General features: G+C 47.9%; 13 protein-coding genes. 8 read left to right on the plus strand and 5 right to left on the minus strand.

The annotated features are described in order from the left end of the window. The first annotated feature begins 93 nt into the window (after nt 1-93). A complete protein-coding gene (locus tag ACW44H_RS07780) occupies nt 94-720 on the plus strand; it encodes a glutathione S-transferase family protein (protein WP_457508219.1) in 627 nt (208 codons plus the stop codon). Here ACW44H_RS07780 and ACW44H_RS07785 read toward each other — a convergent pair. Then, nucleotides 717-1,643: a ketopantoate reductase family protein gene (locus tag ACW44H_RS07785; RefSeq protein WP_457508221.1), complete on the minus strand. Its 927-nt coding sequence runs from the start codon at nt 1,641-1,643 to the stop codon at nt 717-719. The genes ACW44H_RS07780 and ACW44H_RS07785 overlap by 4 nt on opposite strands. A 130-nt stretch (nt 1,644-1,773) precedes the next feature. On the opposite strand from ACW44H_RS07785, the gene ACW44H_RS07790 reads away from it, so the two are divergent. Together ACW44H_RS07790 and ACW44H_RS07795 are read left to right on the plus strand one after the other, a co-directional pair. Continuing rightward, nucleotides 1,774-2,400 carry a LysE family translocator gene (locus ACW44H_RS07790; protein ID WP_457508223.1) on the plus strand — a complete coding sequence of 209 codons (627 nt, stop codon included), beginning with the start codon at nt 1,774-1,776 and terminating at the stop codon, nt 2,398-2,400. A gap of 47 nt (nt 2,401-2,447) precedes the next feature. Then, nucleotides 2,448-2,939 (plus strand): arsinothricin resistance N-acetyltransferase ArsN1 family B, encoded by a 492-nt coding sequence (locus tag ACW44H_RS07795; RefSeq protein WP_457508225.1) that lies wholly within the window; start codon nt 2,448-2,450, stop codon nt 2,937-2,939. A gap of 312 nt (nt 2,940-3,251) precedes the next feature. Here the strand turns inward: ACW44H_RS07795 and ACW44H_RS07800 are convergent, their stop codons facing one another. Then, nucleotides 3,252-4,688 (minus strand): IS1182 family transposase, encoded by a 1,437-nt coding sequence (locus ACW44H_RS07800; RefSeq protein WP_457508227.1) that lies wholly within the window; start codon nt 4,686-4,688, stop codon nt 3,252-3,254. A 171-nt stretch (nt 4,689-4,859) separates the two neighbouring features. Here ACW44H_RS07800 and ACW44H_RS07805 point away from each other — a divergent pair, with 171 nt between their 5' ends. After that, a complete protein-coding gene (locus ACW44H_RS07805) occupies nt 4,860-6,278 on the plus strand; it encodes a hypothetical protein (RefSeq protein WP_457508229.1) in 1,419 nt (472 codons plus the stop codon). Nucleotides 6,279-6,471: 193 nt separating this feature from the next. Here ACW44H_RS07805 and ACW44H_RS07810 read toward each other — a convergent pair whose 3' ends face one another. Beyond that, on the minus strand, nt 6,472-7,041 hold the full coding sequence (locus ACW44H_RS07810; RefSeq protein ID WP_457508231.1) for a tyrosine-type recombinase/integrase: 570 nt from the start codon (nt 7,039-7,041) through the stop codon (nt 6,472-6,474). Nucleotides 7,042-7,517: 476 nt separating this feature from the next. Between ACW44H_RS07810 and ACW44H_RS07815 the strand changes: the two genes are divergently transcribed. The 4 genes from ACW44H_RS07815 to ACW44H_RS07830 all read left to right on the plus strand — a co-directional run bounded on the left by ACW44H_RS07815 (nt 7,518) and on the right by ACW44H_RS07830 (nt 12,761). After that, a complete protein-coding gene (locus ACW44H_RS07815) occupies nt 7,518-8,426 on the plus strand; it encodes a hypothetical protein (RefSeq protein ID WP_457508233.1) in 909 nt (302 codons plus the stop codon). 580 nt (nt 8,427-9,006) lie between these two features. Further along, entirely contained in the window at nt 9,007-9,396 is a 390-nt protein-coding gene (locus ACW44H_RS07820; RefSeq protein ID WP_457508235.1) for a hypothetical protein, read from the plus strand. Between the two features lie 1,171 nt (nt 9,397-10,567). Next, nucleotides 10,568-11,758 carry a hypothetical protein gene (locus ACW44H_RS07825; RefSeq protein WP_457508237.1) on the plus strand — a complete coding sequence of 397 codons (1,191 nt, stop codon included), beginning with the start codon at nt 10,568-10,570 and terminating at the stop codon, nt 11,756-11,758. A 148-nt stretch (nt 11,759-11,906) separates the two neighbouring features. Then, nucleotides 11,907-12,761, plus strand: a complete 855-nt coding sequence (locus ACW44H_RS07830) for a PRC-barrel domain-containing protein (protein ID WP_457508239.1) — start codon at nt 11,907-11,909, stop codon at nt 12,759-12,761. Nucleotides 12,762-13,138: 377 nt separating this feature from the next. Here the strand turns inward: ACW44H_RS07830 and ACW44H_RS07835 are convergent, their stop codons facing one another. Further along, nucleotides 13,139-13,825: a YrhK family protein gene (locus ACW44H_RS07835; protein ID WP_457508241.1), complete on the minus strand. Its 687-nt coding sequence runs from the start codon at nt 13,823-13,825 to the stop codon at nt 13,139-13,141. A 250-nt stretch (nt 13,826-14,075) separates the two neighbouring features. Further along, nucleotides 14,076-14,609 (minus strand): invasion associated locus B family protein, encoded by a 534-nt coding sequence (locus ACW44H_RS07840; protein ID WP_457508243.1) that lies wholly within the window; start codon nt 14,607-14,609, stop codon nt 14,076-14,078. Nucleotides 14,610-14,697: the final 88 nt, after the last annotated feature.

The raw sequence follows: 14,697 nt of genomic DNA on the forward strand, positions 1-14,697 counted from the left end.
AAAGAGGAATGGTAGGGGCAGCGCGCCTGCCCACTACTTGTCACACCCAAGGCTTGCGGGCAAACTCAAAAAAACCACTAAAAAAGGATTGCCATGATCACGCTTTGGGGCCGCAATAATTCCACCAACGTTAAAAAAGTGCGGTGGGTGTTTGAAGAGCTGGAACTGCCTTTTGAACAAATCCCGGCTGGCCTTCAGCATGGGGTCAATAACACGCCGGAATACCTGGCCATGAACCCCAACGGGCTGGTGCCGCTATTAAAAGATGATGCTACCAATAGCGTACTTTGGGAATCCAATACCATTATTCGTTATCTGGCTGCGCAGTATGGGCAGAGCAAGCTCTGGGTTGATGCCGCGGCCGAGCGGGCGCAGGTGGAAAAATGGATGGACTGGTCGAACAGTACGCTATCGCCCAAGCACCGGGCGATCCTGATGGGCTATGTCAGAACCCCAACAGAAAAGCGCGATAACGCCGCGATTGATACGGCTGTGCAAGAGTGCGAAGCGCTATTTGAAATTATGGATAACGCGTTGGCAAAGCAGCGCTGGTTTTCCGGTGCAGCCTTTGGCCTGGGCGACATCGCCATCGCACCCTTCGTATATAACCTGTTCAACAGCGGCTTAACCTGGAAAGCCCACCCCAATCTTGAACGCTGGTACCAACAACTCACCGAACTGCCCAGCTTTCAAAAAGTGGTGATGATCCCCGTTACCTAGTGCCCATACGCCGCTTCCAGTTCCGCTATCTCTGCATCCAGCGCTTGCAACTCCTTACTCGTTAACCCATGGCGCTGGGCGCTTTCAACCAATGGCGCCATTATTGCTCCGCGCTCGGTGGGGCGAAGGGCCTCAATATCTTGCAGCATCGACGCTTTATTGCTCGCAGTGTTCTCCACCACTTTCCATACTAATGCTAGCCAGGATTTTTCGCCTTGCTCACCCTCTGGCGGGGCAATACCTTCTGCCCGCATAATCGCCGCGACTTCCTTTACCACCGTCACCACACGGCCCGCATAAGCTTCACCGCGTAACTCACCGTTACGCACACCGTTCAACGCCACTAACGGATTAATCGTCGCATTCACCGCCAGCTTCTGCCACAAGCGTTGGCGTATATCATCCACTGCCGTGGCAGTAAGCCCCGCCTGGGATAATGTCTGCGCCAGTGCTTCCGCTAATTCAGCGTGCTGGTTATTCAAATCGCCAACATAGGTATGCCCATGCCCGGCATGCACGACGCCATCATCGTCCGTCAAATAAGCACCTTCTGTTGTGGTGGCGCAAAGCACGGGGCCCGGCCACAACTGGGTAATGCGCGGCTGCGCCAAAAAACCGTTTTGCCACAGCACCAGCGGGGTAGTGGGAGGAATGACTTCTGCAATGCTCGCAAGCGCTGCTTCAGCTGCCATCGCTTTGGTGGTGATATGCACAAAGCCGGGCGGCTCAGGCGTTTCAGCAACTAGCTGATCAACCGTTAATACATTAAGGAGCCGCGTTTGTTGCTCGCCTTCGGGAGAGGTGAATATTTGCTGATCAGGCAGTGCTCTGCGACCGATTAATGCAGTAGCAGTAAAAGGCGATAGCGAGTGGGCCAACAGGCGGCCAATGGCCCCAGGGCCTAGAATCCAGTGTGAAGACATAGTGAATACTTTACGGTGGTGAAAGCAGAAATTCAGGATGACAGATAACGTTATCAAGCCAATAGCAAAATACTTAATCTTTCTGCGTCTTATGCTAACTTAGCATTTAACTCCCTTAGGGTAGCGCCCCATGACTATCGAAATCTGGTTTGCCTTTGCCCTCGCCTCCGTGGCCTTGCTCGCGATACCTGGGCCAACGATATTGACCGTGGTCAGCTACTCCATTGCCCAAGGTCGACGTGCCAATATTCCGCTTGTCGCCGCGGTGGCATTGGGTGATTCAACGGCACTGCTCTTTTCGCTACTTGGCCTGGGGGCGGTGTTAGCCACGTCGGCCTTTTGGTTCACCGTTATCAAATGGATCGGCGGTTTATACCTGCTCTATATGGGCATCAAGCTGTTGCGTGCCGGTATCTCGTCGGTAAAGCCGGTAACACCCGCCGTATCTGGTACTCGCTGGAAGCTCTTCACCAATACCTATCTCGTTACTGCGCTCAATCCGAAGGGCATTATCTTCTTCGTCGCCTTCTTGCCACAATTCGTTAACCCGAATGCTGGCACGGGCCAACAGCTTTGGATTCTTGCGGCCACGTTCGTGGTGTTGGCCACACTGAATGCCACGCTGTATGCCGTGTTCGCGTCATCGGTACGTAAGGTGCTGGCATCGCGCCGTGCGCAGCGACGTTTTAACGTTGTTGGCGGAACGTTACTTTCCTCTGCTGGTATATGGGCGCTGCTTGCTAAGCGGCCTGCATAGTTGGCGTTCGGCGCTCTTCAACCGTCAATATATAAACGGAATTAACCATGATCAGAGATGCCGTAAAAGGTGATTCGGAAGCCATCGCACAGATTTATAATCATTACATTGAAAATACCGCTATTTCATTTGAAGAAAAACCAGTCTCGGGTTCGGATATTCAGCATAGGATCGAGAGCGTTCAGGGAGCCGGTTTACCCTGGTTGGTGGCAGTGGAAGGGGGTGGAGTCGTGGGCTACGCCTATGCGACTCAATGGAAAGAAAGAAGCGCTTATCGGTTTTCAGTCGAAGTCAGCGTCTATTTTTCCAGCCAGGTGCAAGGCAAAGGCTTAGGGGCAAAATTGTATGAAACGCTCTTTTCCAAGCTCAATGAAAGCGGACTTCACACAGTGATTGGTGGCATCACATTACCAAACCCAGCCAGCGTGGCGCTGCATGAAAAAATGGGCATGAAAAAAGTGGCCCATTTTGAAAAGGTGGGGTTCAAATTCAATCAATGGCATGACGTGGGCTACTGGCAGCTAAATCTGGGTAGCTAATTTCTAATGGTGGCATCAATCACCATCTGTTAGCGTTGAGGCTAAACAAATTTTGTGAAAGGTTTATTGAATGGATAAAAGTTTGCTGTGCGTGGTGTTTTAGGAAGCGTTGGTGACGGGCTGCTTTCGACCCTGGCCGTGTGAAAACAGAAAAACCTGGCCCGACTCAAGAACCTTTGCCTTCAGCTGCCCATTAGCCTCATATGAGCCTTGGCTTCTATAATTGCCGACCACTGATGTTAAAAATCATGGAGTCATCACAAACCAGCTACAGTCGCTATCACGGCCCTAGAATAAAGAGAAAAAGGGCTGTTACGCCCTCGCAGCCCTCATTATCTCATTGACTCCCAAAATCTTTATGACGCGCTTCATGTTGTACGCCAGCACATGAAGACTCATTTCCGTGCTCACATTTCTAAAACGCTTTGTCGCGAAGTGTGTCGCACCCATCCACGCCTTTAGCGTGCCGAACGGATGCTCCACGGTTTGTCGCCTTAGACGCATCACCTCTGGATTCCAATCGAGACGTGACTGTGCAGATTCAAGCACATCTTCATGCTTCCAACGTCTGATCCGTCGTTGCTTGCCAGTTGTGCATTTTTCTTTCATAGCGCAGCTTGCACATGCTGAGCTCCAGTAAGTATCTAGCTTCATTCCCTTTTCTATCGTTTCATATCGCCATATCAGCCGCTGACCAGCAGGACAGGAATATTCATTGCTTTCAGGGAAGTATCGGAATGCGTCTCTTGGGAAAAAGCCCTTTGCCTGGTTTGGAGATGTCATCGGCTTGGGGAGATAGGTCGTTATCCCTTCTTTATGGCAGGCGAGAATTTCTTCACCTTTGAAGTAGCCTCTGTCAGCTACGACCTTCAGCTCCTTGATGCCAGTGGCTTCCCGAGCTTGCTTCGCCATATTGAAGAGCTGCCCACGGTCATGTCCGACTTTGGTCACCTCATGAGCCACAATTAAATGGTGCTGACTATCGACTGCTGTCTGCACGTTGTAGCCTACTGTCCCGGTGCCTCTGCCACTGGTGGCCATTGACCTAGCATCTGGGTCCGTCAAAGATACTTGCTGATCCGGAGATTGCAGCCGCTGTTCCTCAACAGATTGTAATCGTGCCGTTTCTTCCCTCAGCTTTATAATTTTCTCCTTTAAGTGTTTCGTCTTGGCCTCGGCCAGGGCGGGCTCCGTGTGATCGGCGGTATCTAGCTGACTGAGATACCGGTTGAAGCTTTCTTCGATCTGCTCAAGGCGACGCTTCATCTTGGTCGCTGTGAAATTGCGATTACGGTTGTTGACGGCTTTGAACTTGCTGCCATCGATGGCCACGATGGCTTGGGAGAACAGCTCCAGTCGCCGGCAAAGCACGATGAACTCTCTACATACACGGCGGATGGCATCGCCATTGTCCTTTCGAAAATCGGCAATCGTCTTGAAATCGGGTGTTAAACGCTCAGTCAGCCACATTAGCTCGACATTACGCTGGGTCTCGCGCTCTAACCGGCGGCTTGATTGAATACGATTGAGATAACCATAGATGTAGAGCTTCAGAAGAACAGCCGGATGATAAGCCGGTCTCCCGGTAGCGTGCGGATCAACACTTTTGAAGCCCATATCTTTAAGGTCGAGCCCCTCAACAAATGCCTCAATGGCACGAACCGGGTTATCCTCGGCGATGAAGTCGTCCAAAAGCGTAGGGAATAACGTGCTTTGGTCTCGGGCCTCGCCTACCACGAATCGCTTCATCACCATTTCCTCTGGGGACCTTGGCAAAGTATAGCTGCCACTACGTTTTCACACAGCCTCGACCCAGAGCGGACTTTCCGCAAAGACAGCAGACGCGTTCATTCAATATCTGAGGGTTCCATCCAATATCTGTTATGACTGAAATGGCGCTTGTGTACTAGAGGAAAATTCTTGAGATTACATCTAAGTAACTTGGACGAATTGATTCAGAATGTTCGTAACGTTCATGCGAAAAATTATCTAAACGAAGCCATTGCTGCATACCGGACAGGCGCATACCGAGCATCCCTGATCGCAACATGGATTGCCGTGTGCGTAGATATAATCGAAAAGATCCGAGAGCTGAGCCTTAGTGAAGACTCTGCAGCGAAAAAATGGGAGCAGCAGCTTGATAAAATTCGACCTGATGATCCAAGAGCAATGCTGGATTTTGAAAGAAACTTACTCAGTATTGCTTGCGATGAACTGCAGCTTATTTCCATGATCGAAAAGTCTCATTTAGAACGCTTAAGAGATGACCGAAATATATGCGCACATCCGACATTTTCAGATGATGGTAGTCAATTCTCGCCACCTGCGGAATTAGCTTTAGCGTACATCGTTCAGTCGGCAAATTACCTTCTAGTTCATCCGCCAGTGAAGGGAAAAGTAATTGTTCAAAGAATGTACGAGTTAATTAACGAACCCTCTTTTCCAGAAAGTGAGGAAAAAGCTTTTACCTTGCTTTCATCGGAGAATAATTTAGGAAGAGTAAAGGATAGTGGTGTAAGAAACCTAGCTATTATCATTCTAAAGAGGATATTTCGTGACGAGACGGGCATTTCGCAGGAACTATTAAATCGTTTGTCGGCTTCTTTGAGCGCTATACAAAGAATGTATCCTGTAGTTTATGAAGAAGTTGTATCTAATAAACTTGTGGGAATGCTATCTGAAGCGAATGATACACGGCTTAAAAGAATATTCCCATTCCTGAATTTGAGAAGTGAACTCTGGGCTAAACTTGAACATGCAGAAAGGGTACGTATCGAAGGCCTAATTAATGCAATGGATTCTGAGGAAATTTCAAGATATCAAGTTGCTAGGCTTGTTGAGTTAAACCCAGAAATAAGAAATCAAGTTTTTGAAAAAATAGATGGATTAAGCCATGTTGAGATGACCAAAGTTATAGCAGCTTATCCATCGGCCTTTTTTAAAGACAGGTCTATCCATCTGTTTGCTGAGTCGCTCAGCTTTAATTCAGCAGAGCTTCGAGGAAATCAGCTGCTGCTACCCATTAGCTCAACTTTCAATGACAGAGACTTAAAAGATGTTTTTAATGGTGCACTAGAAAATACTGGGTCGCATGGTATTAATCAAGTGCTGAATGCTGGAGCGATTGATGAATTCTTTTCTGGACTTTACACTGAGACTAAAGCGGCGCCAGTAAATCATCGAGCGCTTTGGATAGATTTCTGGGAAAGAATTTCAGAAAGAGGATTCTCGTATAATATACTGCGGGAAAAGCTAATAGCAGACCAGTACCTTGCTCCCAAAGAAGAGGGCGAAGAGGGCGAAGAGGGCGAAGAGGACGATGATGAAATTCCGTTTTAAGAGGAATAACCATTGCGTCAACGAAGCCGATTTTCCACTAGAACTACGAACCAGCCCGAAACTCTAGCATTACATAACGGTTTTCTGCATATCCGCTCCTGGCCGGACAACGACGGCCCAAAATAGGCCGTCGTTTATAACCATGAAACTTCTGTCTGTTCTGCCATTTCTAACGCGCCATCTACCTCTATCCCTAGATACCTGACAGTGCTTTCCAGCTTCGTGTGACCCAGAGCAGTTGAACTGCCCTCAAGTTTTTCGTACGGCGGTATATCAGCGAAGCTTTTGTACGACGCATCGTGTGCGTGCCATACGTTGACGCATCTAGACCTATTTCGGTGATCCAGGCTTTTACAATACGGGCATATTGGCGCGTTGAAAGATGCTTTGCGCTATTGATTTGGCTGGGAAACAGGAAGTCTTCGCTTTGGAGCTGAGCAAGCTGTATCCAGTCGATAATAGCGATGCGAGTTTGCTCGGTAATTTCGAACTGGACAGGCCGATGAGTCTTTTGCTGCATCACAATGGCTCGTGGGGATATGCACGCACCATGGGCTATATCCCGTACTCGTAAATTGACAAGCTCGTAGCCCCGTAATTTGCTATCGATGGCTAAATTGAAGAGGGCAAGGTCTCTCGTCTTTTTCGCAAGTTGTAGCCGAACACGGATGGCCCAGATATCTCTGAGACGTAGAGGTGTCTTCTGCCCAACCAACTTGCCTTTATTCCGAAGTGTAAAGGACATTTCAGTCGAAACGTTCATGGCATGATCCTCCATCAGGTGGAGGTCAAAGAATGGCTCAATAAATGCTCGTCATGTGCTAAGGTTAATTTACAGTCGGGGCTCGACCCTGAGAGGACATGCTGGCACAAGCAGCTGCCAGTGTAAGCATCAGGCCAAATGATGGTATTTATACTGCCAAGCATAACTATAGTTATTTTTTGGCGGCACATGGTACGGCCTAATTAACAAGCAATCAAATTCAAATCAAAAAACATGCTGGGTAACTAACTATCATATAAAATCATTAGCCATCTACATTAAATGTAATTTTTGCAGTATTCTAATTTCTGGTAGTTAAAAAAATAGTACTCCGACGGTTTGATGCTATCTTTATACGAGACTATAAGAAATAGTGCGTGATTTATAAATGTAAGTAGATAAAAAACTAGAGAGGATTTGACGGTGAGCGATAAAGGGCTACTTCTAGTGCGTCTACGGAAAAACTAAGAGAGGCCATGTTTATGCACCCACTAGGTACGTACCTTCGGCTCGCATTGATTATTGCCATTGTATCCGTTCTTACTTCTGCGCTGCTCTTGCTGTTTGGTCTAACCCCTCTTGGGCCTATGGATCCACCCGAAGAGGATTTTATGGAGCACGTAGGATACGTTGCAACGCTATCTGCTGCCGTATCAGGAATATTTGCTCTAATGGTCGGCGCTGTTGCAATTATTGCTGTTATTATCGCTGAGCGAGCAGAAACTAGAGCTATAGAGCAATTAAAGGTCGACATATCACGACTCTGGATGACTTTGCATTCTCTTAGAAATAGAGGAATATTGTATACCTCACCTGAAGCGGTGAATGGTGACATCGATCTATTTGCAGAGGAACGAGAAGCGCTTCATAGCGTTCTAAATAGTCCCACCGGGTTCTCTTTGTATGCGTGGCAGGCTAAACACTCAGAGCGTGGTTTTAAAACGCTGACGGCAGACCTCGCCGGGTTAATAAACTTGTTAACTTTGAAGCAGGATGGCGGTCAAGCACTATTTAATACCATATCCATCAGGGCGAATAAGACAGCAGACTTAGTCGCTGCATTGACTGACCATGATATGGCCGAGATGGCCGCAGTCGTCAAAAAACTAGGCACTGGGTTAGATCAGGCTCGCAGCGTTGCACAGTCTGATTTTATTGCCGATTTTTTACGAGAGTGGGTCAGATCTTCTAATGCGGATCTGCACCCGCCAAGCCAAAAGAATATTGACGATGCGGCGGCTGTGGCTTTAAGGACTATTGGTGGTGAAGCAGACAAGACGGTAAGGCACTTTGGAGAAAAGGCTATGACCGGTGATGAAAATGATGTGGCGACATGGCATAAGTTGATTTCGAAGCTAGACCTAGATGAAAAGCGCGAAAAGTAAGTTCATCAGGAGAGATGTACAGCTCTCACTGCAACCGACCATTCGCTGCGTGTCCGGCGACAATAGTCCGAAGTTGAACGGCAGAATTAGGACGCGCGCAAGGAATTGAAAATAGTATGTCAGAGTCGATTTGAGTTATTTACCCAATAATTGCAAAAAAGCAAGTAAATGACATCCTCTTTCGTGCCGAACGCCTTTTGACAGCTCACGCAAAACACTATATTAGTTTTAACTAAATAGCCGCTTCTGGCCGGAAACGGAGGTTAGGTCTATGCTGATCAATGGTAGTTATAGTTCATGTTTCTTATGGTCTTCCTGGAAGTTTCTTGCCTATTTACCGATCTTAGGTTTTAAGGTTTTGATAAATATTAATTATAACAATACATTGATTTTATGAAAAAAACGCGAAGTTGCGTATATTGGTCTTAGATCTGGATGAGGTTTTAAAATAATTCCCATCGCGCTTTAGGAGATTGCGATGAAATTATCGATTGCAAATATTTTTTTGATATTCATTGTCGTCTTGGCGCTTTAGGCTGCCGTATCCTACGCGGCCTACTTTTATTTCCAAGATTGGGTTGTGCTTGGACAGTTTGGGAGTTTGTTTGGGGCTGTTAACGCTCTTTTTGCTGGCTTGGCATTTGCTGGGGTTGTGACGACTTTGTTACTTCAAATGAAAGAGATTGATGCGACACGCAAAGAGGTATCAATAACAGCAGAGCTGCTGCACAAGCAAACAGCGATCTTGGTATCCCAAGCACGTTTTCTAGAGCTTCAAGAGGGTGTTCAATATAGGCAGTTGCAAACTTTAGGTAATCAGCTTCGTGCTGAAATACTCCAGTTTATGTGGCAAGCGGAGAAAAGTAAGTTAGAAGGTATAGAAGACCCTAATCAAGAAAAAGTTATTCGGCATAATATGAAGCTATACGAGGACAAACTTAATTCAATATTTTCATCGCCATTTGGCTAATGTTTTAGATTAATTGACTATAGATGTTATGCCCAATAGATATCGAAACTGGGTGGCGCATATAGAGAGCCGACTGAGTGTATAACAAGGTCAGGCACCACGACGGTTTTGCCTCGACTAAAAAGCCGCGCATGCTGGCAGCATTATATTATTTTCGCCTAAAAAGACCGCTTCTGATCGATAACAGATATAGAAATTACTCACCAATCATGATCATAAGTCTAATTGCTGCAACTTTGTCAAAGCGCAGCTAGGGGCTCATTATGACGCTTTCCTTACAGAATATTTTTTACGCTTGCTTTGGCGCGAGGATGGCACACGCAAAAAATAGGGACCTACGCGTTAACGTTAGCCCTCGATATTCTGGTGCGCCCGCAGGATGAACCTACGAGACTCGGCTTCGGAGGTTGCCTTTGAGTGCGATTTCCATGGGCATCGTCACTGGAAGGTAATTTAAATAATATTAATTCAATACTTAAAATGAAAATTGCTATCTATCGGCTATGTATATCACACCAATTAACACTCGGTTGCATCCATCTATAACTCAAAAGGGAGACATAGCGTGATTTTAATAAATATTAATTCAGAAAATTTGGCCCTTGGCCATCATGCAAAGCAATAAGATCTTATCGCACAGTTACACTGCCCGAAAAAAAGCGAAGCAGTATAAACATTGGGGCCTTGATGGTTGAATGCCGTCGAAATTCAGTAGCTTAGCTTCGTACGAACACTGCCTGAGCTAGACAATTCGGCGTTAATAATCGCTTCATAAGCTCATTTACACCCCGTAAACTCCGTTTTTTCGCTGAATTTTCCTTGTCTAATCTTTGCTCGCCAGCTTTTCGCACAAATCCTAGAAAGGTATCCACTCCGAGAGCTCCTTCCGGCAATCTCTGCCTACTCTCAATTAAATATTTTTAAACCTTTATTAAAGTTGTGATTAGTAGCTAACATTAACATGCGCAAACCCAATAAAAAGATAGCCATAATTTGCTGACTCTATTTGTGAACACTACACTGATTTTTGTGAGCTTAATTGCTACGTAATAGCTATTGGTCAATTACTTACTATTGGCTTTAAGTCCAGAATCATATGTTAATTATTGTGTTATTAAACACAATAATAACTTAGGTATTGGATAAGCCACATGTAAAACAAGGAGATTTTATGAAGGATTATAAATTGTTAAAAAAGCTGAGTATAAGCCTTACAAGTCTTGGCGTAGCCAGCACATTTATTCTCGTTTCTGCAGCGCAGGCCCAGACAGATGATATAGCCAACCGGGCCGAAGCCGAGTTTCAGGAACTAGATCAGAACTCTGATCAGGTGCTGGATTGGAATGAACTCAGCCCGCGCCTCGAAGAATCCCAAGTACAGGGTGGGCGCGAGGAGATTCTAGGTGAATATGATCAGGATGATGACCAGGCTTTGGATCAAGAGGAATATCATCGGCTTTTGGTCTTCATTACTGAGCAAGAGCGTGATGGGGAAGGGGAAGTCGTTGTTCAGGCTCAGCAGCCTCGGGTAGCCGTAGAAAGTGAACCGCCCGAAGTAAACGTAGACCCCGCCGAGCCACAAGTTTCTGTGCAGCAGATCTCGCCAAACGTAAGAGTGGAACCAGCCGGTCCAGACGTTACAGTCGACCAGAAACGACCAACCGTTATCGTTAGACAGCCTCGACCTGAAGTTACGGTGAACATACCCCAGCCTGAAGTCGAAGTGATTTTGCGTGATCCCGACGTGGACGTAGAAACGGGCCGGCCTGACGTTTCAGTTGAGCTACAGGAGCCTCGTGTCAATGTGAGCCAGGGGCAGCCTGATGTCGACGTCCAGCGCTCCGAACCGGACGTGGCCGTACAACCGGCAAAACCGCGTGTTGTGGTTGATGAGGAAGGCGAGGCCCAAGTATCAGTACAGGATGAAGGGCAAGCTCAGGTACAAGTAGAAGAGGCACAGGCTGATGTCGAAGTAGCCGACAACGCCGAACCTAACGTTGAAGTGGAATCCGCTGAAGGTGCACGCGTTCGTATCACTCAAGCCCAGCAGCAAGCCTTGGATAATGTGCAAGTGGATACAATCTTGGATTCGATGATCTTGAACCAAGAGGGTGATGAGCTTGGTTCCGTTGCACTAATCGTGATTGAACGTAGCACAAACAACCCCGGCTTCGTTGTCGAATCTGATGAAAAGCGCGTCGTAATACCGCTTAATGAAGTGAGAGTTAATGATGACGACCAGCTTGTTTGGGCATCAAACAATACACTGGAGCAAATGTCAGATTATCAATCTCAGAATTATACTGAAGTCCCTTCACAGGATGTCGACACCTTAGGCCAGCTAAGAACTGCTCAGCAATAATTCATTGCTATAGGCTAGGCGCTCCCCTTCAAAAGTGCTGCAACAGAAGCCTTTGAAGGGGAGTCTCGCTATTGCTGCATAGTAGTAACGTGGCCTTGCTTAAAAGACACGACAGTCGAGGTTTGTGAGTAAATAAAAGGAAGTCGATATGACGGATCATAAATTAGCAAGAAAGCTAAGAATGACGACAATGGGGGCTGCTAGCATTTTATTACTAGCGCCATTGGCGAATGCGCAATCGGAGGACACGGATAACGCCAAGGTCACGGTTGAATCTTCTGAGCCACAGGTCACGGTCCAAGAAGCCGAGCCTGAGGTGACGGTTGGTGACTCGGATCCTGACGTGACAGTCACTGATGAGCAGGAAGAAGCCGAAGTTGTCGTCGAACAACCCGAGCCTGAAGTTAATGTAAACATGCCGGAGCCGGAAGTAGAGGTTATAGAGGCTGAATCTGCGGAAGATGGCGAAGTTTCCCAAACTACCGTAGATGCGCAGGATGCAGATACTCAGGAAGAGCAGAAGTCCGAAGCCCAAGCAGAACAGCAGGCCGATACTCAAGCAGAAGAACAGCCTGATGCTCAATCAGAGCAGCAATCCGATGCTCAAGCAGAGCAGGAGCAGCCTGAGGTAATGGCTACCCAGGAGCCATCAGAACCTGAACCGCCGGAACAAAGCCCCTTGGACAAGATGCGTGTTGCACAACTTGAAGGGGAGACTGTTTACAGCACAGAAAATGAAGAGCTTGGCTCCATTGAAAATGTAGTAATGGCCTATGACGGTAGCAATGCTGGCGTTGTCATCAGTATGGGGGGCTTATGGGGATTTTTTGAAAGTCAGGTCCTGATTCCCTTCAGCGAGCTGGAACTCACCGGTGATCAACTTGTATGGCAAACAAATAAAACCACGGATGAAATGGAGGATTCTGGTTACGAGGAAGAGGACTACGCCGACGTTTCCCCCGCCGAGTACGAGCAGGTAAGCGATTTAAGAAATTCTCAGTAAGACACCGTCAGAAATCTGGAGGAGACATCCTACGATGCGTCTCCTCCAGATTAAAGGTATCGCGATAGAGATCAGCTACTGGTTTTGCCGGAAGCGACCAGCGTTGAAGGCATATTATTGTTCACGATGGACGCCACGATGGACGCCACGATGGACGCAAGAAAACTGATGCCAACGATCGCGATGAAACCACCTTGTCTTGCCGGCCACGCAAGCACTTGTTGGGCACCGTAATGGGTCAAGCCTGCGTACCGCCAGTAATATGCCCATTCACAGGATGAGGCTTGCTAAAGGCCAAGGAACATGGCTCGGGTAGTATTGAGAACATGCCCGTTAGCATAGCTTGCAAAAAATAGTGAGCAAGATTAGCCCTATTTCTAGACGTCCTCTCGATGTTGATGCATTCGATAGGCGCGATAGAAATTGGCGACCCCGCCAGCAAGGAACAAAAGGCTGGCGAAAATAAACTGGCTAGCCGAGTAGGTAAACAATGTCTGCGTGAGGCTTGATTGCTTGGCGGGCCAGAGGTAGGGAATCGATGGGACCAGAAACAAGATTGAGCCTATAACGAAACAGATGGCAGTGGCATTTAAAAGTTGCAGGCCAACCAGTGTGCCGGCCTCGGTAATCTGAGTCACACTTATCGTCGCGCAGGCGGCAAACAGAGTACTGCCGATGATAAAACACCAAGCTCCCCAGGCTTCCTTGAGCACGCCGGGCAGGAAACAGATGCTACCGAGCAAGAACAGCAGGCTAGCAATCACGTAGCCTGTCGAAGTCAGGAACTCAAATATAGTCTTACGGCTAGATTGCCTGTTATGCCGGTAATAATTGATTGTCTCTGCCAGGTCCTGCAGCGTCACCCCTAGGTATATCAGCGAACCGATGATGAACAGCCAAGCGGCTGCCGCGGAATACTTCTCAAACATGGGCAGAAAAAAGATGCTGCCCACGACGAAGCAAAGCGCGCCGGCGATGTAGGTGGAGGCATTTAACCCCTCCCAGAAAAAACTCTTCGTTCCAGTCTTATAGCTACGTCTTCGATTCGTGAAGTGATGGGCCATGAAAAATCCTTGTTGTCACTTCCGGGTCGTTTTTCCTGAAAAGCCCTCTGAAAAAGCCATGTGAGCAAAGGGTAGTATAGTGGGTGATTTGTCATCCACTTCTATCCCAAGGCATCTAACAGTGCTTTAAAGCTAACGTATCGTTTGTGTATTGACGCTGCGGCAGCAGGTGGAAACGCAAGCCTGCGACAGCGGCTGGGTAGGCTTGCCGGCCCTTGTGAGCCGGCTTAGTCGGGGAAGGTCCCTGAGACTAGGGAGCGATGCGGGTACTGGCGTCGGTAAAGCCGATCAGTGAAATATCCAGGTCTATGCGGTCACCGCGTGGACCAATCATGCTGAGGGTTGCCGTACTGCCACTGCGGAGTTGTTGCAACATCGACGGCTCAATGGGCACGTCAGCACGGCACCCTTGCTCCAGGCAGACCTGATAGGGGAACTGGACTGGTTCACCGTTATCCACACTCAATTGCAGGCCCGCGGCCAGACGTACCCCCAGCGGCACGAAGAAGCTCATCACCGGGTCATCGATCTGGGGCGGATAGTCGAGAATTACCTGCATCAAGGGCTGGTCGCTGTCAGGTTGAGTGACCATTTGCACCATCGCACAAGGGGTCGGACCCTCGGCATTACGCTGACAACGAACCTCCCAGTCCTGGAACGACTCGGTGGTGACACCCTCACCGGAAGCTGCCCCCGGTTGTTGTTGACTGAAGGCGTTGGGTGAAAACATTGAGATAGATAATAGCCCCATCATGCATAGGCTTCGCGTAAGACAGTGTGGCATTGGCGTAATCTCCCGTTGGTTCGCTAATGGTTAATAATAATACCTACCATGCCTGTTTGTTCGCTTGAGGTCGAGTCCCGTTGAAAGA

It is taken from the genome of Vreelandella sulfidaeris Esulfide1 (assembly GCF_054072535.1).